21 protein-coding genes are annotated in these 21,948 nt (G+C 44.6%); 19 read left to right on the top strand and 2 right to left on the bottom strand.

Going from position 1 to position 21,948, the window contains the following annotated elements; all coding sequences use genetic code 11:
* Positions 1-66: 66 nt before the first annotated feature.
* From ACXAF2_RS22440 to paaX, 4 genes are all read left to right on the top strand, one after another.
* Positions 67-942, top strand: coding sequence for a 3-hydroxyacyl-CoA dehydrogenase (locus ACXAF2_RS22440; protein ID WP_475141943.1), 876 nt, complete (start codon positions 67-69; stop codon positions 940-942).
* On the top strand, positions 939-2,144 hold the full coding sequence (locus tag ACXAF2_RS22435) for a thiolase family protein (RefSeq protein WP_475141942.1): 1,206 nt from the start codon (positions 939-941) through the stop codon (positions 2,142-2,144). The genes ACXAF2_RS22440 and ACXAF2_RS22435 overlap by 4 nt, the downstream gene beginning before the upstream one ends.
* A gap of 83 nt (positions 2,145-2,227) precedes the next feature.
* Positions 2,228-2,449 carry a hypothetical protein gene (locus tag ACXAF2_RS22430; RefSeq protein ID WP_475141941.1) on the top strand — a complete coding sequence of 74 codons (222 nt, stop codon included), beginning with the start codon at positions 2,228-2,230 and terminating at the stop codon, positions 2,447-2,449.
* Positions 2,450-2,615: 166 nt separating this feature from the next.
* Entirely contained in the window at positions 2,616-3,491 is an 876-nt protein-coding gene (paaX, locus tag ACXAF2_RS22425) for a phenylacetic acid degradation operon negative regulatory protein PaaX (RefSeq protein WP_475141939.1), read from the top strand.
* Positions 3,492-4,142: 651 nt separating this feature from the next.
* Here the strand turns inward: paaX and ACXAF2_RS22420 are convergent.
* Both ACXAF2_RS22420 and ACXAF2_RS22415 read right to left on the bottom strand, forming a co-directional pair.
* Entirely contained in the window at positions 4,143-4,808 is a 666-nt protein-coding gene (locus ACXAF2_RS22420; protein ID WP_475141938.1) for a DUF1129 family protein, read from the bottom strand.
* A complete protein-coding gene (locus ACXAF2_RS22415; RefSeq protein WP_475141936.1) occupies positions 4,801-5,136 on the bottom strand; it encodes a PadR family transcriptional regulator in 336 nt (111 codons plus the stop codon). Before ACXAF2_RS22415 ends, ACXAF2_RS22420 begins: the two co-directional genes overlap by 8 nt.
* A gap of 200 nt (positions 5,137-5,336) precedes the next feature.
* Here ACXAF2_RS22415 and ACXAF2_RS22410 point away from each other — a divergent pair, with 200 nt between their 5' ends.
* From ACXAF2_RS22410 to ACXAF2_RS22340, 15 genes are all read left to right on the top strand, one after another.
* Positions 5,337-6,293 (top strand): NAD(P)H-dependent flavin oxidoreductase, encoded by a 957-nt coding sequence (locus ACXAF2_RS22410; RefSeq protein WP_475141934.1) that lies wholly within the window; start codon positions 5,337-5,339, stop codon positions 6,291-6,293.
* Positions 6,294-6,852: 559 nt separating this feature from the next.
* Entirely contained in the window at positions 6,853-7,824 is a 972-nt protein-coding gene (locus ACXAF2_RS22405) for an ABC transporter substrate-binding protein (protein ID WP_475141961.1), read from the top strand.
* Between the two features lie 16 nt (positions 7,825-7,840).
* Positions 7,841-8,860: an ABC transporter permease gene (locus ACXAF2_RS22400; RefSeq protein ID WP_475141933.1), complete on the top strand. Its 1,020-nt coding sequence runs from the start codon at positions 7,841-7,843 to the stop codon at positions 8,858-8,860.
* Positions 8,844-9,638, top strand: coding sequence for an ABC transporter ATP-binding protein (locus ACXAF2_RS22395; protein WP_475141932.1), 795 nt, complete (start codon positions 8,844-8,846; stop codon positions 9,636-9,638). Before ACXAF2_RS22400 ends, ACXAF2_RS22395 begins: the two co-directional genes overlap by 17 nt.
* Positions 9,639-9,883: 245 nt before the next feature.
* Positions 9,884-10,279, top strand: coding sequence for a thioesterase family protein (locus ACXAF2_RS22390; protein ID WP_475141930.1), 396 nt, complete (start codon positions 9,884-9,886; stop codon positions 10,277-10,279).
* 108 nt (positions 10,280-10,387) lie between these two features.
* Entirely contained in the window at positions 10,388-11,494 is a 1,107-nt protein-coding gene (locus ACXAF2_RS22385) for a Leu/Phe/Val dehydrogenase (protein ID WP_475141959.1), read from the top strand.
* A gap of 56 nt (positions 11,495-11,550) precedes the next feature.
* Entirely contained in the window at positions 11,551-12,615 is a 1,065-nt protein-coding gene (pdhA, locus tag ACXAF2_RS22380; RefSeq protein WP_475141929.1) for a pyruvate dehydrogenase (acetyl-transferring) E1 component subunit alpha, read from the top strand.
* Between the two features lies 1 nt (position 12,616).
* Positions 12,617-13,612 (top strand): alpha-ketoacid dehydrogenase subunit beta, encoded by a 996-nt coding sequence (locus ACXAF2_RS22375; protein ID WP_475141928.1) that lies wholly within the window; start codon positions 12,617-12,619, stop codon positions 13,610-13,612.
* A 15-nt stretch (positions 13,613-13,627) separates the two neighbouring features.
* Positions 13,628-14,812 (top strand): dihydrolipoamide acetyltransferase family protein, encoded by a 1,185-nt coding sequence (locus ACXAF2_RS22370; protein ID WP_475141926.1) that lies wholly within the window; start codon positions 13,628-13,630, stop codon positions 14,810-14,812.
* Positions 14,813-16,240 (top strand): dihydrolipoyl dehydrogenase, encoded by a 1,428-nt coding sequence (gene lpdA, locus ACXAF2_RS22365; RefSeq protein WP_475141925.1) that lies wholly within the window; start codon positions 14,813-14,815, stop codon positions 16,238-16,240.
* Positions 16,241-16,360: 120 nt separating this feature from the next.
* Entirely contained in the window at positions 16,361-17,476 is a 1,116-nt protein-coding gene (gene hppD / locus ACXAF2_RS22360; protein WP_475141924.1) for a 4-hydroxyphenylpyruvate dioxygenase, read from the top strand.
* A gap of 188 nt (positions 17,477-17,664) precedes the next feature.
* Complete coding sequence (gene hisC / locus ACXAF2_RS22355) at positions 17,665-18,774, top strand: histidinol-phosphate transaminase (RefSeq protein ID WP_475141923.1); 1,110 nt, start codon at positions 17,665-17,667, stop codon at positions 18,772-18,774.
* Positions 18,775-19,386, top strand: coding sequence for a flavin reductase family protein (locus ACXAF2_RS22350; protein ID WP_475141921.1), 612 nt, complete (start codon positions 18,775-18,777; stop codon positions 19,384-19,386).
* Between the two features lie 6 nt (positions 19,387-19,392).
* Positions 19,393-20,376, top strand: coding sequence for a fumarylacetoacetate hydrolase family protein (locus ACXAF2_RS22345; protein ID WP_475141920.1), 984 nt, complete (start codon positions 19,393-19,395; stop codon positions 20,374-20,376).
* Positions 20,324-21,469 (top strand): homogentisate 1,2-dioxygenase, encoded by a 1,146-nt coding sequence (locus ACXAF2_RS22340; protein WP_148995039.1) that lies wholly within the window; start codon positions 20,324-20,326, stop codon positions 21,467-21,469. Before ACXAF2_RS22345 ends, ACXAF2_RS22340 begins: the two co-directional genes overlap by 53 nt.
* Positions 21,470-21,948 lie beyond the last annotated feature (479 nt).

Below are 21,948 nucleotides of genomic sequence, written 5' to 3'. Positions count from 1 at the left end.
ATATAAACAAGCAGGGGGTTGTCCTATCAGGGTCAACCCCTTATTGCAAGAAAGGGGAAATCATACATGACACAGCATATCGTAGTAGTTGGTTCCGGAGTAATGGGTAGAGGGATTGCTTATGTAAGTGCAGTTGGAGGCTTCAGGACCACACTGGTTGATATTAAACAAGAGCAGTTGGATCATGCCAGGAATGAGATCCAGCTCATTTTTCAAAAAGGAATGGAAAGGAATAAGCTCACTCAGCAGCAGTACGTAGAAGCAAAAGAGCTTATGAGTTATTCAACGAATCTTTCGATTGCCGTACGGGATGCCGACGTGGTCATCGAAGCCGTTCCGGAAAAAACAGATATCAAGCGTGGGGTATTCGAAGTTCTGGATGCGCATGCCCCTGAGTATTGTTATTTGGCGACAAATACTTCCACTATGAGTCCGACGGAAATTGCCTCATTTACGAAACGACCTGACAAAGTCATTGCCATGCACTTTTTCAATCCCGTACATAAAATGCCCCTCGTTGAAATCGTGAAGGGCTTGGAAACAAGTGATGAAACGACTGAGGTCATCCAGCAAGTAGCCCGCTTGATGGGGAAAGAAACGGTGGTCATCAATGAGTTTCCTGGTTTTGTCACAAGCAGAATCTCTGCCCTCGTTGGGAATGAAGCCTTTTACATGCTCCAGGAAGGACTCGGTTCTCCTGAAGAAATCGATAAAGCAATCAAGCTCGGATTAAATTATCCGATGGGTCCATTTGAACTTGGAGATTTAGTCGGACTGGATACACGATTGAATAATCTTAAGTACCTTCATGAAAAGCTTGGAGAAAAGTATCGTCCGGCCCCTCTTTTAGAGAAATATGTGAAGGCAGGACGTCTTGGCCGAAAAACGGGTAAAGGTGTATATGATTACTCGGAAACAAAGGAAAAGGAGCACCAGTCATGAGAGAGGTTGTCATTGTCGATGCCGTCCGTACTCCGATTGGAAAATACAAAGGCTCTTTAAAAGAGGTGCGTCCCGATGATTTGGGCGCACATGTTATTAAAGCACTCGTCGAACGAAATCCCCTCGTCCCTGTGGATACGATTGAAGAGGTGGTGCTTGGAAATGCAAACGGTGCCGGGGAAGACAACCGGAATGTAGCCCGGATGTCGACACTCCTGGCAGGTCTCCCTGTTGAAGTCGGTGCCACCACCATCAACCGTTTATGCGGTTCTGGGCTGGACGCTGTGAACTATGCGGCTAGAGCCATTTTGGCTAATGAAGGGGATGTTTTCATTGCAGGCGGGACTGAAAGTATGACACGTGCTCCGTACGTCATGGCAAAGCCTTCAAAGGAGTTCCCAAGAGGCAATATGGAAATGTTCGATACGACGATCGGATGGCGCTTCGTTAATGCCCGTCTGAAAGAAAAATTCGGGACCGATTCCATGCCGGAAACAGCCGAAAACGTGGCGAAACAGTTCGGTATTTCCAGGGAAGAACAAGATCACTTTGCTTACTGGAGCCAAGTGAAGGCGAAACGTGCAATGGATGAAGAACGGTTTAAAGAGGAAATCGTACCCGTTGAGTTACGTGACAGAAAAGGGAACCTTTCAATTTTCCAGTTCGATGAACACCCAAGACCCGATACCAATAGTGACAAACTACAGAAGCTTAAGCCTTTATTCCAAGGCGGAACGGTGACGGCAGGGAATGCATCAGGAGTCAATGATGGTGCCTCTGCTCTATTATTAATGAGCAGGGAGAAGGCAGAGGAATTAGGAGTGACTCCGCTTGCCCGCTACATGACATCGGCCACTTCAGGGCTTGAACCCTCCGTAATGGGTCTGGGGCCGATCTATGCCACACAGAAGGTACTGAAACGGTCCGGGCTTGGCCTTGACCAAATCGGCTTAGTGGAACTTAACGAAGCTTTCGCTGCACAATCCATTGCCTGCATACGTGAGCTGGGGTTAAATGAAGAGATCGTCAATGTAAATGGAGGAGCCATCGCCTTCGGTCATCCACTTGGAGCAAGTGGAGCACGTATCCTTACCACCCTTCTGTATGAAATGAAAAAGAGAAAGGTACGGTACGGCTTGTCTACCATGTGTATTGGTGTCGGCCAGGGGATTGCGACTTTAGTAGAAAATATTGAAGCTTAGTAGCTTGAGTCCTGTATGTGCAGGGCTCTTTTTGTGATTAGAATGTATTCATTTTTGGAAAGGATAGAAGTGAGGTGAGTGAGATGGAATTTGAAATCATGACAAAAGATAGCGAGATTCCTTGTCTCGTAGTCGCGGATGAAGATAACGGAAGGTATCTGATAAGGAAAGCCGATACGAGCGGGGAAGTGTTTAACAGCCAGGAAGAGCTTGTAGCATGGATCGAGTCGAATTGGTCGAAGGAGCAGGTTATCAATTCATATGAATTTGTGAAGATGCTGGAGATGTTGAGGGTGTATCATTGAGGGGGCAGGCTCTGTAGTGGAGCCTGATTTTTTTTGCCTGAGATTCATACAAACTTAAAAAACATGAATATTCATTTATTTTCATGGAAAGTTTATGATAATATATAAATCAAACGTAAATTAAACGTCATAAACTACTGAATATATATTTAAAGGAGAGGCACCGATGAATACAAGATCAATGATCTTTACACTATATGGGGATTACATACGACACTATGGCAATAAGATATGGATCGGCAGTTTGATACGTCTTCTGAATGAATTCGGTCATAACGATCAAGCAGTCCGGGCTGCCATTTCAAGAATGAATAAGCAAGGCTGGGTACAGGCAGAGAAACAAGGGAACAAAAGCTACTACTCCCTCACAGAACGCGGTGTGATCCGAATGGAAGAAGCGGCAAACAGGATCTTCAAGCTGAAGCCTGAACAATGGGACGGTAAATGGCGAATCCTTATGTACTCAATCCCTGAAGAAATAAGGAGCATCCGGGACGAACTGAGGAAAGAACTGGTCTGGAGCGGCTTTGGAACCCTTTCAACGAGCACTTGGATCTCTCCTAACAATTTGGAAAAACAAGTGCAATCCCTGATTGGAAAATATGATATTAAAGAGTACGTCGATTTCTTCATCGCCGAATACGAAGGTCCCAATGAAAATCAGCGTTTGATCGAAAAAAGCTGGGACCTGAATGAAATCAATGATCGCTATCAGGAATTCATTTCCCATTACAGTCAACAATATATGATTGATAAGAGTAAAATCGGGAAAGGACAAATGACCGATGCTGAATGCTTCGTGGAAAGAACAAAGCTCGTCCACGAATACCGTAAATTCCTCTTTGTGGATCCTGGTCTCCCTGAAGAACTTCTGCCTGAAAAATGGCTCGGAGCACACGCAGCCTCCCTCTTCGGAGAATACTACAAAGAACTTGCAGAACCAGCTTCCCGATTCTTCGAAAGTGTATTCGAAGACGGCAATGAACTCAAAAACAAAGACCTGAGCTACAACGTTATGACCCATCCATTACTATTAGACTGATAAGAACCACTTGCCTGTTGGGTAAGTGGTTTACTTTAGGGGTGCAAAAATTGTAAAACACATAGGAAAGCGCACTTGAATTCACAATATTATTCACAGTGCGTTTTTTATTGTTTCAGCAGCATTTTGACGAATGTGAATTGCTTATTGTTTCCTAATTCACATAGTAAATCACAGGGTACGAAATAATTATTGGAGGATATGTGAATTGGGTGATTTAGTAAGAAAATTGAGCAACCAGTGATAGGTAAAATAAGCGGAGATTTTCCCGTTATTCTGTGGAATAGAGCTCTATTCGGGGAAAATAAGGGGAGTTTTCTCCCTTATGCAAAGCAAAATTAACGATTCTCACGTTTTTTGAGTCAAGAGGGGAAATCTTTCCGTCTATTTAGGCTATTGTCAGTGCAAATTCCTCATTAAGAGTATATTCTCCGCCTATTTATCAGACTCGCCTCGCTTTAGCGATATTTAGTGAAAAAAGAAAATTCAAAAAAGGCTTAGAGAAATTTGTATCTCTAAGCCTTTTTGACTGTGAATTATGCTGTGAAGTTTATGTGATTTGCTAATAGATCTGGTCTGTGAGTTACCGTTTTGCACCTCACAAGTAAACCCGTTGCCTGTTGGGTAAGTGGTTTTTTTAGGGACCGACCTCTATTTTTTCAGAAGATAAGAGATGCCAAATAATAATGCTCCGGTAATGAAAGAAGCATACCAAGGAAAAAGGAACGATGGACCAAGGTCAGGCAGGAAGTAAGTGGCGCAAATGATGAAGCCCATCGATACCATACCCACTGTGCCTGCCTTGATGGAATCTTTCACAGGAGTTTGTTTCTCTTTGAATAAAGAATGTTTAATGACCGAGAAAATGATTTTCACCCCAATCAAACTGGAAATGAAGATGATAAGTACCAATATTCCGGAAGTGACTGGATATACTTCACTGCTTATCTCTTTAAACATCGGCCCAATCAATAATAAGAGTCCTCGAAACAACATGAAATATGCCAATAAATTAAGAGCTAAAGATGAAATGAATATAACGACATTCCTCTTCTTCTCTGTAGGAAGCTGTTCAATGATATCATCAGCGTAAGCCTTAGGATCATCCCCTAAAATCATTCTGGCTGTTTTCCCTTCACGCTGCCCGTCAATAATATGATCCAGGATTTCCATTAATATTTCCTCGGTCTGCTGCTCAGATAATGAAAGTTGTAGGCGCATGTATATCAGAAAATCCGAATAATACTTTTCGTTCTCTTCCGACAACCCTGTTCGTTTCTGATTGTTCAATTCAATCAACTGCTTTGCTTCAATCATCATGATTCCCCCTTTTTAATAGTGAAGTGACGGGTGATACGATTTGTTCCCATTCCCTTGATATATCTGAGAGTGCTGAATGTCCTTCTTCTGTTAGAAAATAGTATTTTCGGTTAGGTCCGGAATCAGATGGCTGCATTTCCCCACGGATCAGATTATTTTTCTGAAGGCGTAACAACACTGGATAAATGGTCCCTTCGCTCACATCCTGTAAACCGGAAGACTGCAATTTTTTAGAAAGTTCATATCCGTAGACCGGTTCTTTTTCAATCACAGATAGGACGCAACCATCTAATATACCCTTTAATAGCTGACTGCGGATAGACATATAGTGCCTCCTTTTTTGATACATTGCTATACAAGGTACTGATGTAAAACATAACTACCTTGCTTTACAAAGTAGTTGATTTTAGAATATGTGTTTTGGAATGAAATGTCAATAAATAATTCAAATGGATGGAAATTCTTTTCGGTACTTGTCGTACAATTCCAAAAAGTATAACATTAATTTAACGAAGGGGGATTATAATGAATAACCTAACGAACGTATTACATATAAAATATCCAATCATTCAAGGGGGCATGGGGAACATCAGCAACGCTCCCTTGACGGCGGCAATCTCGGAGGCCGGAGCGCTCGGTACAATCGGAGTCGGCACCATGGGCGTGGAGGAAGTAGAAGGGATCATCGTGGAAACGAAAAAGAGAACCAGTAAGCCTTTCGCTCTAAACATCCCAATCTCCATCACTCCTCACTTGAAAGAGATGATCCGCTTAGTGGTGACACATGGAATACCGGTCGTTTCCTTATCAGCAGGAAATCCTGCACCGTTCATTCCCTATTTTCATGAACATAACGTGAAGGTGATCTGTGTCGTCGCTTCCAAAAAGCAAGGAAAGAAAGCGGAAGACGCCGGTGCAGATGTGATCGTGGCGGAAGGATATGAGGCTGCCGGGATCAACTCCAATCTTGAAACGACGACGCTTGCCCTTATTCCACAACTCGTCGATACCGTGGACATTCCTGTGGTCGCGGCAGGAGGAATCGGTGATGGGAGGGGACTCGCTTCCATGCTTGCCCTTGGTGCCAGTGGTGTGCAAATGGGTACACGGTTCATCGCTACACAGGAAGCTCCTTTTCATGAAAACTATAAAACGACTCTAGTGGAAGCAAAAGATGATAGCACCGTCATCGTCGGTCGTTCTGTTGGTAAAGTTAGAAGGGTCATGAAAACGCCTTATGCTGCACAATTGATTCAAAAAGAACAAGAAGGGGTCGCTTTTGAAGAGTTCAGTCAAATGACCTCAGAAGATTATCATCGTGTTGGAGCACTTGAAGGGAAGCTGGATCAAGGATTTATCAACGGTGGCCAGGTGTCCGGTCTAGTTTCGGATGTCCCGACGGTGAAGGAATTGGTTGAGAGAATGATGAACGATGCCCAGGGAATTTTCAGTAAGCTATCAGGTAGTGGTGTGGAATCTTAATAGATTGTTGTAACGAGGCGCTTTTCCTTGATTGGGGAAGTGTCTTTTTTTATGGTGGTGGTCACAATTTGGCACCAGTTTTAGTGAAAGTGGCGCAAGTTTCCTAGATTCCGGCACAACAAAGTAAAAAAGAGAGAGTCAATGGGGAAACTATAGTACGATACCATTAATTATGCTGAATTTTCATAGATACCGTTGTTAAAGTGCCCATTTAACGATTTGTTACAGCATTCCCTACCAATCGCCAAGTCCCAATCTGCATCAAATATTTTAATAACGGTACTCCTCATCACGTTCACCAACCCGATAACAAAAATATTTTCCCGCAATCCCTCTAGAAATCATCACCAATACCGTCTATACTAGTATTAATTTTTAAATTTTCGGAATATTATTGACTATTTTGTGACAGGAGTGATAATATAACGTTGTATTTACGTTGGTATTCATTTTTATCATACTTGGATTTGCTAGTCTACCAGACTACTGATCATATATTAGGAAGAGAAAAAGGGGGATTTCTGTGAAGAAGAAGAGTTTATTACTTGTTGTCATCTCTATGATGCTGGGAATGCTGTTTTTAGCGGGCTGTGGTAGTGATACAAGCTCAGGTGGAGAAGATGGTGAAAAGCAATATGTGATCGGGGTAACCCAAATTGTGGAACATCCATCTTTGGACGCAGCATTTGAAGGTTTTAAGAAGGCTCTGGCTGAAAACGGTTTCAAAGAAGGCGAAAATGTAAAATATGATGTTCAAATCGCCCAAGGAGATCAAAGTAATTCACAAAGTGCTGCCAAGAACTTTGTTGGAGACGGTGTCGACCTTATCTTTGCTAACTCAACCCCAAGTGCACAACACGCATTGAATGCAACGAAAGAGATTCCGATCGTATTTACTTCTGTTACTGACCCTGTTGGTGCTGAATTGGTTAAGTCTTTTGAAGAGCCTGGTGAAAATATCACTGGAACGACTGATACTCATCCGGAAGCGATTTCAAAGACCATTCAATTTATTACAGATGAAATGAAAGCGAAGAAGATTGGGATTGTTTATAATTCCGGTGAACAAAATGCTGTCGTGCAGGCAGCTGAAGTAAATAAGCTTTCTGAAGAAAAAGGCGTGGAGGTTGTAGAGGCTACCGTTTCAACGTCGGCTGATGTTAAACAGGCGACTGAATCCCTGGTGGGAAGAGTCGATGCCATTTACATTCCAAAAGATAATACAGTCGTTTCAGCGTTGGAATCAGTCATCACTGTAGCGAATGAAAAGGATATTCCTCTTTTTGTGGGAGAACTGGATTCATTGGAAAAAGGTGCAATTGCAGCGAGTGGATTTAACTATGAGGATCTTGGTTATGAAACAGGATTGATGGCTGTGAAGATTTTAAAAGGAGAGAAGAAACCTTCTGAAATTCCTGTACAGGCTCCACAAAATTTCGATTTGATGTTCAATAAGGCAGCAGCTGAAGAACAAGGAGTGGAAGTACAGGAAGCCTGGTCTGAGCTTGGGAAATTTTTAGAAGAAAAATAGGAAGGGTTGATGATTCGTGCCAACAGCAATATTCGCATCCTTTGAATCTGGAATCATTTACGCTATCATGGCCCTCGGAGTCTACTTGTCCTTTCGGATATTGGATTTTCCTGATTTAACAGTCGACGGCAGCTTCGTTACGGGAGCCGCTGTCGCTGCCACCATGATCGTCAGTGGCGTAAATCCAGTCATCGCAACCATTACAGCGATTGTCATTGGATTCGTTGCAGGATGTATAACGGGACTACTTCATACGTTTGGAAAAATCAATGCCCTATTATCAGGGATTCTCATGATGATCGCCCTGTATTCGATCAATCTCCGGATAATGGGACGGTCGAATGTACCCTTACTAAGTCAGGATACTGCTTTTACAGGGGTGGAAGGATTTTGGTCTCCTCTCGGGATCGATGCCGCACTCAATAAATTGTGGATGGCAGTGGGGCTTGGGGAGCCTGTTCCGGGAACGTGGAGCATTTTATTTATTATGATCATCATCACGCTTGTCATCAAGTTTTTAACAGACGGATTTTTGAAAACGGAAGTCGGATTGGCATTACGGGCGACTGGAGATAACCAGCGAATGATCCGCAGTTTCTCTGCAAATACGAACTTGATGATTATTCTTGGTCTGGGAATATCGAATGGGATGGTAGCATTGTCAGGGGCATTGATTGCCCAGTATAGCCGATTTGCTGATGTCGGAATGGGGATCGGGATGATTATCATCGGACTTGCTTCGGTTATCATCGGGGAAGCATTGTTTGGAACCAAGACGATCGCCCGTACGACGCTCGCAGTCATTGGTGGGGCGATTATCTATCGATTAGTCGTATCCATGGCTCTTCGCGTCGATTTCCTGGAAACAGGAGATATGAAGCTTATCACAGCGACAATCGTGATTCTTGCCCTTGTTATGCCAAAAGTGATGGACCGTTACAAGGATAAGAAACGAAAGGCGCAGAGGATGGCAGAACGATTAGACAGATCTTCAATCACAGATGGAAAGGGTGAGAGCGGTGTTACAATTAAATAGAATCCACAAAGTATTTAATGAAGGGACACCCGATGAAAAAATCGCCCTTGATGACATTCAGCTCTCTCTAAAACCCGGTGATTTCGTCACTGTGATCGGAAGCAATGGAGCCGGGAAATCGACATTGATGAATATCGTTTCAGGTGTCCTGCTGCCTGATGTGGGAAATGTTCTGATTGACGACCATGATGTTTCTAAGGTTTCCGAGTATAAAAGATCCAAGCTTATCGGCCGCGTATTCCAGGATCCAATGGCAGGTACTGCACCTACTATGACCATCGAAGAAAACCTGGCCATGGCGTATTCCAGAAATCGTACCCGCACCTTTAAAATGGGGGTGACCAAAAAACGGAAAGTGTTTTTTAAAGAAGTACTGGAAACGCTTCACCTCGGGCTTGAGAATCGATTGAATGCGAAGGTGGGGTTACTGTCAGGTGGGGAAAGACAGGCGCTTTCCTTATTGATGGCCACATTTACCGAACCGTCGATTTTATTGCTGGATGAACATACGGCAGCATTGGATCCTGCCAGGGCGGATCTGATTACGAACCTGACGAAAGAGATTGTAGAAAAGTATAGCCTTACCACATTGATGGTCACCCATAATATGCAGCAGGCGCTGGACCTTGGGAACCGCTTGATCATGATGGATAAAGGCCAGATTATATTAGAGGTGAATGAAGAAGAGAAAAAACATCTTACAGTCGAAGGACTTCTCCACGAATTTCAGCGAATCCGTGGAAGCAAACTCGCCAGCGACCGGGCACTTCTTTCATAAGCTAATAAAAACAATAAACAACCTTCTACAAAAAGCAACGAACCTTGGTTCGTTGCTTTTTTGCGTTTAAGGAGTGAGGGACGGACCTCGGCGAAGCCGAAGGTCCGTCCCTCTGTATAACTTATATTAATATAATATTTTAAATTTTAACAATTTATTGACTATTTATAAAACAAAATGTTATTATATCGTTGAATTAACGTTATATAAAAATATATGATTTGTTGGTTTAAAGGGGGAAAGCAATGAAGTCTGGATTAGCAGAAGGACATACGGCCGTCGTCATAACAGAAGTAACCCCCAGCATGTATGCCCAGTTTGAAGGGGACGTGGTACACCCTGTGTATTCAACCGTCTCAATGGTTTACCACATGGAATGGGCATCAAGAAAGATCATTCTACCCTATTTGGAAGATCATGAAGAGGGAATGGGAGCCAAGGTGAACGTCGAGCATATGGCACCGGCAAAAAACGGTTCCTCTCTTGAAATTAAAGCGAGCGTAATAAAATATGAACGAAACATCATCGTGACCGAAGTGTCTGTCAGAGATAAAGAGAATGACAGACTCATTGGGAAAGGTGAGGTCAAACAAGTCGTACTTCCTAAAGAGAAAATTAATGAAAGAATAAAAGAGAACTAAGTTTAGATCCAATTCATCAAAAGCAGTGTAAAAGGAGGAGCTTTAGTGTCTAACGTATTCACCAAAATGGAAGCGGTTACAAACAGAGAGCTTGCAGGGGGCGGAGAAATGGATATGTTCGAAAAAATACAAAATCATGAACAGGTTGTGTTCTGCAATGATGAAGAAACAGGACTGAAAGCCATCATCGCCATACATAATACGACTCTTGGACCTGCACTGGGCGGCTGTCGGATGAGACCCTACACCTCAGTTGATGAAGCACTTGAGGATGTTTTACGTCTATCAAAAGGGATGACCTACAAATGTGCAGCGGCCGACGTGGACTTCGGTGGAGGTAAAGCCGTCATCATCGGAGATCCTGAAAAAGACAAACACCCTGAGTTGTTCCGTGCTTTCGGCCAATTTGTTGAATCCCTGAACGGAAGGTTCTATACGGGGACAGACATGGGAACGACTCCTGATGACTTTGTTTATGCCCTAAAAGAAACAAATTGCATTGTAGGTGTCAATGAAGAATACGGTGGAAGTGGAGACTCATCCATACCGACTGCCATGGGCGTCATCTATGGCTTACAGGCAACCAACCAAAACGTATGGGGCTCAAAAGACCTTCATGGAAAAAGCTATGCGATTCAAGGGTTAGGAAAAGTAGGCTTTAAAGTAGCCGAGCGTCTACTTGAAGAGGGAGCAGACCTCTATGTAACTGATATCAGTCAGAAATCCATCGATCAGTTAGTAGCTAAAGCAACTAGAATGGGAGCAGCGATTAAAGTCGTATCCGGAGATGAGATTTACTCAGTTGATGCAGATGTCTTCATTCCATGTGCCATCGGGGGGATCATTAATGATCACACGGTAGATCAGCTGAAGGTAAAGGCGGTCGTCGGTTCTGCCAACAACCAGTTATTAGATCTTTCACATGGAATGAAGCTGCACGAAAAAGGGATCTTATACGCACCTGATTACATCGTCAATGCAGGCGGATTGATCCAGGTAGCTGACGAATTATACGAACCGAATAAAGAACGTGTCCTGCAAAAGACAAGCGCCATCTATAACAGCCTTCAGAATATTTACCTGCAATCAGAGAACCAGCACTTGACTACAGTGGAAGCAGCCAACCGGTTCTGTGAGGACAGGATCCACGCACGCACAAGAAGAAACAGCTTCTTCTCCCATGCGAAACGTCCGAAATGGTCGGTTAGGACATAAAAAGCGAATCAAGAGTTTATTGGAATAACAAAATAGCACCAATAAGAGGTGATGAAATGATCGAGGAATTTCAATTGGTCCAGGTTATGGATCAACAAGGAGAACTGGTTCAAGGTGAGTATGAAAAGGACATCTCAGAAGATTTAGCCCGTACTTTTTATCGGCATTTAATCAGGATCCGTACATTTGATAAGAAAGCGGTGAGCCTCCAGCGTCAGGGGAGGATCGGAACGTATGCACCTTTTGAAGGCCAGGAGGCATCTCAGGTGGGGAGCGCACTTGCCCTCCAGGACCAAGACTGGTTATTCCCGTCCTATCGGGATCATGGGGCTACCATGACATTCGGCCACTCCCTGCTTCATATCCTCCTTTTCTGGAAGGGGAGAAATGAAGGGTGCGTGCCTCCTGAAGGAAAGAATATTTTCACTCCAGGAATTCCGATCGCGACACAGCTTCCTCATGCGGTAGGGGCGGCTTTCGCCGAAAAAAGAAAAGGGACCCGTAATGCAGCCATTGTTTATTTTGGTGATGGCGCCACTTCTGAAGGCGACTTTCATGAAGGATTGAACCTGGCAAGCGTCTGGGAGGCACCGGTCGTCTTTTTCAATCAAAACAATCATTACGCCATCTCCGTTCCCATGCACAAGCAAATGAAAACAAAGACCATTGCCCAGAAAGCTCTTGCCTATGACATTCCAAGCGTACGCATCGACGGCAATGATATTTTTGCTGTTTATTTTGAAACGTTGAAGGCGTTGGAGAGAGCACGAAACGGGGACGGACCTACCCTGATCGAGTCCGTTACCTGGAGATACGGTGCCCATACAACCGCGGATGATCCGACGAAGTATCGTGATCAACAGGAAAGTGAGTCCCGACGTAAGGATAATGACCCTGTTGACCGCTTAACGAAATTCATGAAGCATCGAGGCTGGGGTGACGAAGAGTGGATGACCTCAGTTCAAAAGGAATGTGCGAAGGAAGTTGACCTTGCAGTCGAGGAACTGGAAGCATATCCGGCAGCTGATCCCAGTGTGATTTTTGATTATGTGTTTGCGACACCAACCTGGACGATCCAGGAACAAAAAGAAAAGCTCCTTGAGCGATTGAGAGGTGAGTAGAATGAGCACCTTAACGAAAATGAAGACGCTGACGATGGTTCAAGCCATAACGGATGCTATGAGAGTGATGCTTCAGGAAAGCGAAGATGTTTTGTTGATGGGTGAGGATATCGGGACGAACGGCGGGGTGTTTCGGGCGACGGATGGTCTTCAACAGGAATTTGGTGAAGACCGGGTCCTCGATACCCCGTTAAGTGAAGCGGGCTTTATCGGAGCGGCCATCGGAATGGGGCTGAACGGATTTCGTCCGGTAGCGGAAGTCCAATTTTTAGGATTCATCTACCCGGCTTACGAGCAGATCATGACGCATGCATCCAGAATACGCTCCCGTACCCTTGGCCATTTCTCTTGTCCTATAGTCATCAGGGCTCCCTATGGCGCCGGAGTCCGTGCCCCTGAGATTCATTCCGATAGTACCGAAGCCCTTTTCACTCATATGCCAGGTATCAAGGTTGTCTGCCCCGCAACCCCATATGATGCGAAGGGACTCCTGATTGCGGCCATCGAGGATCCTGATCCCGTTCTATTCCTTGAGCCTATGCGATGTTACCGTTCTTCAAGAGAAGAAGTACCTGAAGAAAAGTACACCGTGGAAATCGGGAAAGGCAAAGTAGTCACAGAGGGTGAGGATGTCACGATCATTGCATGGGGAGCGATGGTTAAGGTAGCTGAGGATGCAGCCAAGGAAGCCGCAGATAAAGGTATTTCCTGTGAGGTCCTCGACCTTAGAACACTTTATCCCCTGGATAAGGATCTCATTTCAAGCTCCGTTCAGAAAACGGGGAGAACCGTGGTTGTCCATGAAGCACATGCCACTGGTGGAGTTGGAAATGATGTACTGGCGATCATCAATGACAAATCGTTTTTATATCAGAAAGCGCCGACTGAAAGGGTGACAGGATTCGATACACCTGTCCCGTATTTCGGATTTGAAGATTTCTATTTGCCTGACAGTAAACGTGTGCTGGCTGCAGTGGAGAAGGTAGCCCGCTATTAGACAAGGAGGGAGTTCATGGAAGTTAAGCTTCATGATATTGGGGAAGGCATGACCGAAGCCAATATCAATCACTTTCTTGTAAAAGTGGGGGATGTCGTGCGAGCGGATCAACCATTGGTAGAGGTACAAACAGATAAAATGACGGCGGAGATCCCGGCACCATTTTCAGGTGTGATCAAGGAGTTTACGGTTAGTGAAGGGGAGACGATTCCAGTCGGATCCACGGTTTTGTTGATGGAAAAAGAACAAGGAAATCACTCCGTGAGCCGGCGAGTTGTGCCGGAAACGACCAATGTAATGAAGAAGAGAAGGATCCTTGCGTCACCATATACAAGGAAAATAGCAAGAGAGAATGGGATCAACATAGAAGAAGTGATTGGTTCCGGAGTTGGCGGTAGAATCCTTGATGAAGATATTTTCCTTTATGTGAATGGAGAAAGTAAGTCAGAGAAAGTACCGGTGGAAACCCCTGAACGTTCAGCCACTGTGGCACCGACAGAACCTGACGCGAAAACCATTCCTTTCCGGGGCAGACGAAAACAGATCGCTTCTAAAATGTCACAGTCACTGAGAACCATCCCGCACTGTACCCATTTTGAAGAAATCGACGTTACGAATCTACTATACTGGAAAGATACTATGAAAGCGGGCGGCGGGTCCATTTCCATGGGTGCGTATTTTATCAAAGCCATTTCTGTTTGTTTAAAAGAGTTTCCGATTTTCAATGCCCGTCTCAATGAAGAAGAAGAGTGTGTCGAGCTTCAGTCTCAACACAATATCGGAATTGCAGTCGACACAGAGGAAGGTCTGATCGTTCCTGTCATCAAGCACGTGGAAGAAAAAACGATGAAAGACATTCACGTGGAGATGAAGGATCTGACCGTCAAAGCACTGGACGGAAGGCTTGCGATGAAAGAAATCAAAGGAGGAACCTTCACAGTCAGTAACGTAGGCCCTCTGAACGGATCGATCGGAGCCACTCCGATTATTAACGAACCGGAAGTGGCCCTCCTCGCCTTTCATAAAACGAAGAAGCGTCCGATGGTGAACGAAAAGGATGAGATTGTCGTTCGTTCCATGATGAATGTTTCAATGTCCTTTGATCATAGAGTGGCAGATGGCGGGACAGCCGTGAAATTTACGAACCGACTACGGGATCTGATCGAAGAACCTCAATCCATGCTATTGGAGTTGATGTAAATGGTCGTGGGAGAGATTACGGAAGATAAAGACATTGTCGTCATCGGAGGTGGTCCTGGGGGCTACCACGCGGCTATCAGAGCCGCGAGCCTCGGTAGGCAGGTGACGTTGATCGAACGGGAGGATGTAGGCGGGACCTGTTTAAATAAAGGCTGCATCCCGTCGAAGGTATTCACCCACTTTTCCCAGGAATTTAAAAAGACGAAGCACCTGAAGGAAATGGGGATGGAGTTTGGGGAAGTGAAAGCAAACCTTGCTACTCTTCAACACTATAAAAAGAAAAAAATCACCCAGCTCCGATCAGGGATAGAGTCACTGTGCAAAGCAAATAAGGTTGAGATCGTCAGAGGATCGGCTTCATTTCTATCAGAATCCCGTGTTGGGGTTGAAAGCGGACATGAATTTTCTCTCTTCAATTTCAAAGATGCGATAGTGGCAACAGGTGGAGATCTACACTATCCGGATGGTATCGATTTTAATGCTGGTCGTATCCTGAAGGAAAGACAGATTTTTGAGCTGGAGGAAATCCCTGAAGAACTGATTGTGTATGGTGCCGATTATATTTCACTTGAGATCGCGTCCGTTTTCTCCACATTGGGAAGCCTCGTCACTCTCATCTTGAATGAAGAACTTCCATTTGACTCTTCGCTTTCAAAAGAGTTGTTCAGGCAGTTTAAAAAGCAGAAAATCAATGTTATCAAGAGCTCTACCATAAAAACGGTGAGTGAGACAGAAGACAAGGTTATAGTAGGACTCAACAAAGCAAACGGTGAAATGGTCTCCATCGAAGGCTCCCACTTTGTCATGAGTGGAAAAGTGAAGCCGAACCTATCAGACATCGGCCTTGACCGTCTCCGTATTGAATTAACCGAGGATGATTATATCCAAACAGATCGGGAGGGACGGACCTCCATTCCGAATATATGGGCGATCGGGGATGTGACGGAAGGTCCGTCCCTCGCAGTTAAAGCGATCAAACAGGGGAAGGCGGCGGCCGAGGCGATGGCTGGGCTGCAGGTGGAAGTGGATCTGCAGTTTGTGCCGACGGTGGTGCAGATGAGCCCGCCGATTGCGTGTGTGGGCCTTACCGAAGAGGAAGCACGAGAGGAAGGTTATTCGGTTACAGTGAGTGAGAACCCTGTAAGAGGAAACGGGTACGCTCAGCTGACGGATGAAAAGGATGGATTCGTGAAAGTCGTGTCAGACAGTGAAACGGATTTGATTCTTGGTATTCATATGATGGGAATGGGAGCAGCCGAGCTGATCACATCAGGTGTGCTGGGACTTGAAATGGCAGCGAGAGATGAGGACTTTCGCTTTCCACTTTATCCTCACCCGAGTATGAATGAAAGTTTACTCGAAGCAGTCGAAGGGTTAAAGGGAGACGCCGTGCACATGCCTCCCCGAAAAAAAGAGATGGCCAGATAAAGTGAGGGAAACGCTTTTACACAGAGAAGCGTTTAAGCTTTACTAGCCGCTCTTGAGAAGTTCTACAAAACTATTTAATATAATATTCAGAATATACTTACGCTTAATGGAGGGATTAGGATGCAAGAAAATGTAGCCAAAAAGCAGGTTAAAGTAGAAGATGTCTTCCCGGTAAGAGATGTTGATTTTTTAGAGTACTATACGGGTAATGCGAAGCAGGCTGCTCACTTCTTCTGTACAGCATTCGGCTTTAAGACCGTAGCCTATTCAGGGTTGGAGACAGGAAATCGTGACACAGTATCATATGTACTGCAACAAAACAAAGTTCGATTGGTTATTACGGGTAGCCTGCACGAAGGCAGCCGAGTATCACAATTCGTGAAGCAACACGGAGATGGAATTAAAGATATCGCCCTTGTGGTGGATGATGTTGAAAAGGCTTACACTGGAGCGGTGTCCCGCGGTGCGATTGAAATCATGCCACCAGCGACGCTCGAAGATGATAATGGAAAATTGAAAAAAGCCATCATTGGTACATACGGGGATACGATCCATACCCTTGTGGAGCGTAAAGATTATAAAGGGATCTTCATGCCGGGCTTTGAAAAATATGATTCCGCTCTTAAACATGAAGATGCCGGTATCATCGCTGTGGACCATGTAGTAGGAAATGTGGAGCGCATGGAAGAGTGGGTGGAGTACTATGAAAAAGTCATGGGCTTCAAGGAAATGCGTCACTTTACAAATGAAGACATTACAACCGAATACTCGGCCCTTATGTCCAAGGTGATGCATAACGGCGGCCGAATTAAATTCCCGATCAATGAGCCTGCTGAAGGAAAACGTAAATCACAAATCCAGGAATATCTTGAGTTCTACGGTGGTCCAGGGGTGCAGCACATTGCCATCCTGACCGAGGATATCGTGAAGACAGTCGGAATCTTAAAGGAGAATGGTGTGGAATTCCTAAATACTCCGGATTCCTATTACGACATGCTTTCAGAGCGTGTAGGGGAAATCGATGAAGAGATCTCCAAGATCAAAGAGTTGAATATTCTAGTGGACCGAGATGACGAAGGCTACCTGCTTCAAATATTCACAAAGCCAATCGTAGATCGTCCTACCTTATTCATTGAAGTGATTCAACGTAAGGGTGCAAGAGGGTTCGGAGAAGGGAATTTCAAAGCATTATTCGAATCCATCGAGCGCGAGCAGGAACGCAGAGGGAACCTATAAAATAAAAAATAGATAGATAGAACATATATAACGGGGGTCAAAGGACCGGTCAGGGGGGTTAACTCATGAAGAGATTAGCTGCTTCTACTTATAATATCGTACAGTTTACTGGTACCATATTTGAGCTAGAAGATAAGCTAACACGTGAGTAGACCCCCTTCATCCATGAGGAAGGCGAGGATTCATGTATGACATTGAAGTTCAAAACAAGAGAAGCGGTCACACATATTGCTCCATATGTGCTGGGGAAGACACTTGGCGACTTACAGAAGGAGCATGGTCTCTCCTCAATCAGAAAGCTGTCAGAAAATGAAAATATATATGGCTGCTCCCCGAAAGTGAAGCAGTGGTTTAAAGAAAATGGGAGCGACCTGTTTTTGTATCCGGACGGAGCTGCCGTCGATCTTAGTCATAAGGTCTCAGCGTTTCTGGGGGTACCGAAAGAACAGATTGTATTCGGGAATGGCTCGGATGAAGTGATCCGGCTGTTGACGAGGGCCTATTTGAGTAGTGGCGACGAAGCCATTATGGCCGATGTTACGTTTCCAAGGTATAGAACCAATGTGTTCCTGGAGGGAGGAACTCCGGTCATTGTCCCACTCTTAAACGGAACCCATGACTTGCAGGGGATGCATGACCGCATCACTCCAAAAACGAAGCTGATCTTTGTTTGTAATCCCAATAACCCGACTGGAACCATTGTTGGAAAAAAAGAACTCCTGCAATTTATCGAGAGCGTCCCTTCGCATATCCTGGTAGTGGTGGATGAAGCCTATATGGAATACGTTACAACTGATGACTATTTAGAAACCCTGCCTCTCCTGTCAGCATTCGAAAACCTGATCGTGCTTAGAACATTTTCTAAGATATATGGTTTGGCAGGATTAAGAGTCGGGTTCGGTGTCATGAATGAGGAGATTGCAGAACAGCTCCGTAAAGTGAAAGATGTCTTCAATGTGAATACCGTTGCCCAGAAGTCAGCGATCATTGCCCTGGAAGATCAAGCGTTTATTAGGGAATGTACCCATAAGAACGAGCAGGGGCGTCTTTATTTGGAAAGTGAATTTGATCGTCTGGGGATAGCTTATTTTCCTTCTCAATCGAACTTTATCATGGTTGACACAGGTATGAATGGTGACACGGTCTCATATGAGCTTGTGAAAAGGGGACTCGTCGTCCGTTCAGGAACTCTTCTCGGATACCCTACAACGGTTCGTGTCACGATCGGAACACAGGACGATAACAAGAGATTCGTTAGAGCACTGGAAGACATTTTGCAAAACGGAGGGGTGAACTAAATGGATATCAAACCCCAGACGCTTGAGTGGCAGTCTGCTTATAAACTGATGATCGGTTCGATTTTGCCCCGGCCGATTGCCTTTGTTTCATCCCTTGATGAAGATGGGATAGCAAACCTGGCACCTTACAGCTTCTTTACGGCGATTTGTGCGGAGCCTATGCTCGTCTGCTTCTCTCCCATGAGAAGAGGGAAGGATGGAGGTAAGAAGGATACCCTTGAAAATATCGAGAAAACCAAGGAATTCGTCATCAATATCGTAAGTGAAGAATTTGTGGAGGAAATGAATAACTGTGCCATTCAATTTGAACCTGGCGTTGATGAATTTGAGCAGGTCGGGCTGACGAAGAAGGAGTCCATTACGGTAAATCCTCCAGGTGTATTTGAAAGCAAGGTGCAATTGGAATGCGTTCTTCATGAAGTTCTTCACTTCGGTGATCATCCTGGTGCAGGGAGCCTGGTCATCGGGAAAGTTGAGTGTGTAAGGATTAATGATGAACTCTATTACGACGGGAAAATAGATTCAGAGAAACTTAAACCGGTGGGAAGGCTTGCCGGTCAAATGTACACCAAACCATTATCCGATTCATTTGAATTGATTCGAAAAAGGTGATGACACGTGAAGCTGGTTAGTTTTTTAAAAGAAGGAGAAATAAAGGCGGGGATCGTTCAAGGTGAACTTGTTGTGGACATTCATGCTGTGAGCGGAGGTTTGCTCCCTAAAGATATGTTATCCATCATCGATCTTGGAAACGAAGGCCTAAAACGGATGAAGGAGCTCGGTACCTTTTCGGAGAGAGACACGGGAGTGCATTCATTAGGTGATGTCACCCTGAAGTCGCCGATTCCAAGGCCTGTCAGCATCCGGGATTTCTATGCGTTTGAAGAGCACGTGAAAACGGCCCGTAAGCGGAGGGGACTCGATGTGGTGCCGGAATGGTATGACATACCCGTCTTTTATTTCACCAATCACTTAGCTGTAAAAGGTCCTCTCGATCACATCGCGAAGCCTGCTGGATGTGAGTGGCTCGATTATGAATTGGAAATCGCCTGCGTGATTGGGAAAGAAGGAACAAACATTTCAGAAGAAAACGCAGAAGACCATATTTACGGCTATTTCATCATGAACGATTGGAGTGCCAGGGACATCCAGAAGCATGAGATGAAAGTAGGACTTGGTCCAGCAAAAGGAAAGGATTTTGCCACTTCTTTCGGTCCTTATTTAGTGACGAAGGATGAACTGGAAACCTATCGCAAGGGAAACCGTTTTGATCTTCCTATGACGGCAAAAGTGAATGGAAAACTCTTATCAAAGGGGAATTATCAGGATATCCATTATACATTTGCAGACATGATCGAGCGGGCATCGAAAGACGTCACCCTGTATCCCGGCGAGGTGATTGGATCCGGTACTGTAGGAACAGGATGCATTTTAGAGCTGGGTACTGAAACGCATCCGTGGTTAAAGCATGGGGACGTAGTGGAGTTAGAGATCGCGGGCTTAGGTGTTTTACGTAATAGGATTGCAGGGAAAAGAGAGGAGGAAAACCATGTACTATCGTCAACTGGGGAAAATACCTCACAAACGTCACACGATGTTTAAAAAGGATGATGGCACGCTTTACAGGGAGCAGGTCATGGGGACAAAGGGGTTCTCAGGGACACAGTCGATTCTGTATCATCATCATTTGCCGACGGCTGTGGCGAAAACAGAGTATTTAGGGAGTTATATGCCGGAGTTTGAGGAAGAGGGCGCTCTTCGTCATCGACATTTCTTTACAGACAGAGTCGAGAAAAAAGGCTGTGCCTTAAAGAGCCGTGAATATTTACTTGGTAATTCCGATTTATTGATTGGAACCGCCTATGTAACAGAAGAGATGAAAAGTTTTTACCGGAATGGTGACGGAGACGAAATGCTGTATATCCATTTTGGCAAAGGAAAAGTGGAGACGATGTTCGGAACGCTCACCTATGGAAAAGGAGATTATGTAGTGATTCCGATCGGGACCATCTACCGTGTCGTTCCTGAAGAAGAGACGAAGATGCTGATCGTCGAGTCCTTCAGTCAGATTACCACACCTCGACGTTATCGAAATGAGTACGGACAGTTGCTGGAGCACAGTCCGTTTTGTGAGCGTGATCTGCGGGGACCTGAGAAGCTTGCAACCATGGATGAAGAGGGCGAATTCGAAGTGATCACCAAATCAAGGGGAGCTCTTCATTCCCATGTGTTAAACCATCATCCACTGGACGTCGTCGGCTGGGATGGCTATCTTTATCCTTGGGTGTTCAATATCGAGGATTTTGAGCCGATTACAGGACGCGTACATCAGCCGCCTCCAGTTCATCAAACGTTTGAAGGGCATAACTTTGTTGTCTGCTCATTTGTTCCAAGATTATACGACTACCATCCGGAATCGATTCCGGCTCCTTATAATCACAGCAATGTGAACAGTGATGAGCTGCTGTACTATGTGGAAGGAAACTTCATGAGCAGAAAGGGAATCAAAGAAGGATCGATTACCCTCCACCCGAGCGGGATTCCACACGGTCCTCATCCAGGAACGACAGAAGCCAGTATCGGGAAAAAAGAAACCCTCGAGCTCGCCGTGATGATCGATACTTTCAAACCGTTGAAGATCGTCAAAAAAGCAAAGGATGTCGAAGACCCGAATTATATGTTTACATGGGTGTAAAAAAAGAATCAATCCAAAGACCGTCCGGTTCCTTGGGTTGATTCTTTTTTATTTATATACAGTTTAAAAAAGTGGCGACTGCTTTTTCGAAGAATATATTTCTATACAAAAGTTTATTCTTTCTTGTATAAATACTGAAATTAAATTCTAGTTTGAAAGGCATTACGGATTATGGGAATGAAAGGTTTTGTATTGAATTCATTCCATTTTGATGATCGTCTTACAAGATTAATAATCATTCATTCCTACAAATTAATAGAAAAATGAATTCTCAATTATAAAAAAACAGTGAGAATAAATCAGTCAGATACACACAGGTCTAAACTCCCCTAAACCCCCATTCCCATAGGTTTTTGTCGAAAAATATTTAATAGGGCTCCTAATGGAATCTAAAGCGTCAGTCACCCTATCAATTAAAAAAATCTAAAATATTTTTTTCTCCCGACAAACTGTATAAGGACAAAGATGTAAGCGTTTAC

This window comes from Rossellomorea sp. ABR4_004 (genome assembly GCF_056159585.1).
The sequence above is the reverse complement of the archived record's forward strand: the minus strand, read 5'-3'. Positions and strand labels throughout refer to the sequence as shown.

Excerpts from the sequence above, each read along its gene's own strand:
- ACXAF2_RS22440 (WP_475141943.1), top strand. The coding sequence starts at position 67 with ATGACACAGCATATCGTAGTAGTTGGTTCCGGAGTAATGGGTAGAGGG.
- ACXAF2_RS22435 (WP_475141942.1), top strand. The coding sequence starts at position 939 with ATGAGAGAGGTTGTCATTGTCGATGCCGTCCGTACTCCGATTGGAAAA.
- ACXAF2_RS22430 (WP_475141941.1), top strand. The coding sequence starts at position 2,228 with ATGGAATTTGAAATCATGACAAAAGATAGCGAGATTCCTTGTCTCGTA.
- paaX (WP_475141939.1), top strand. The coding sequence starts at position 2,616 with ATGAATACAAGATCAATGATCTTTACACTATATGGGGATTACATACGA.
- ACXAF2_RS22420 (WP_475141938.1), bottom strand. The coding sequence starts at position 4,808 with ATGATTGAAGCAAAGCAGTTGATTGAATTGAACAATCAGAAACGAACA.
- ACXAF2_RS22415 (WP_475141936.1), bottom strand. The coding sequence starts at position 5,136 with ATGTCTATCCGCAGTCAGCTATTAAAGGGTATATTAGATGGTTGCGTC.
- ACXAF2_RS22410 (WP_475141934.1), top strand. The coding sequence starts at position 5,337 with ATGAATAACCTAACGAACGTATTACATATAAAATATCCAATCATTCAA.
- ACXAF2_RS22405 (WP_475141961.1), top strand. The coding sequence starts at position 6,853 with ATGATGCTGGGAATGCTGTTTTTAGCGGGCTGTGGTAGTGATACAAGC.
- ACXAF2_RS22390 (WP_475141930.1), top strand. The coding sequence starts at position 9,884 with ATGAAGTCTGGATTAGCAGAAGGACATACGGCCGTCGTCATAACAGAA.
- ACXAF2_RS22385 (WP_475141959.1), top strand. The coding sequence starts at position 10,388 with ATGGATATGTTCGAAAAAATACAAAATCATGAACAGGTTGTGTTCTGC.
- pdhA (WP_475141929.1), top strand. The coding sequence starts at position 11,551 with ATGATCGAGGAATTTCAATTGGTCCAGGTTATGGATCAACAAGGAGAA.
- ACXAF2_RS22375 (WP_475141928.1), top strand. The coding sequence starts at position 12,617 with ATGAGCACCTTAACGAAAATGAAGACGCTGACGATGGTTCAAGCCATA.
- ACXAF2_RS22370 (WP_475141926.1), top strand. The coding sequence starts at position 13,628 with ATGGAAGTTAAGCTTCATGATATTGGGGAAGGCATGACCGAAGCCAAT.
- lpdA (WP_475141925.1), top strand. The coding sequence starts at position 14,813 with ATGGTCGTGGGAGAGATTACGGAAGATAAAGACATTGTCGTCATCGGA.
- hppD (WP_475141924.1), top strand. The coding sequence starts at position 16,361 with ATGCAAGAAAATGTAGCCAAAAAGCAGGTTAAAGTAGAAGATGTCTTC.
- hisC (WP_475141923.1), top strand. The coding sequence starts at position 17,665 with ATGACATTGAAGTTCAAAACAAGAGAAGCGGTCACACATATTGCTCCA.
- ACXAF2_RS22350 (WP_475141921.1), top strand. The coding sequence starts at position 18,775 with ATGGATATCAAACCCCAGACGCTTGAGTGGCAGTCTGCTTATAAACTG.
- ACXAF2_RS22340 (WP_148995039.1), top strand. The coding sequence starts at position 20,324 with ATGTACTATCGTCAACTGGGGAAAATACCTCACAAACGTCACACGATG.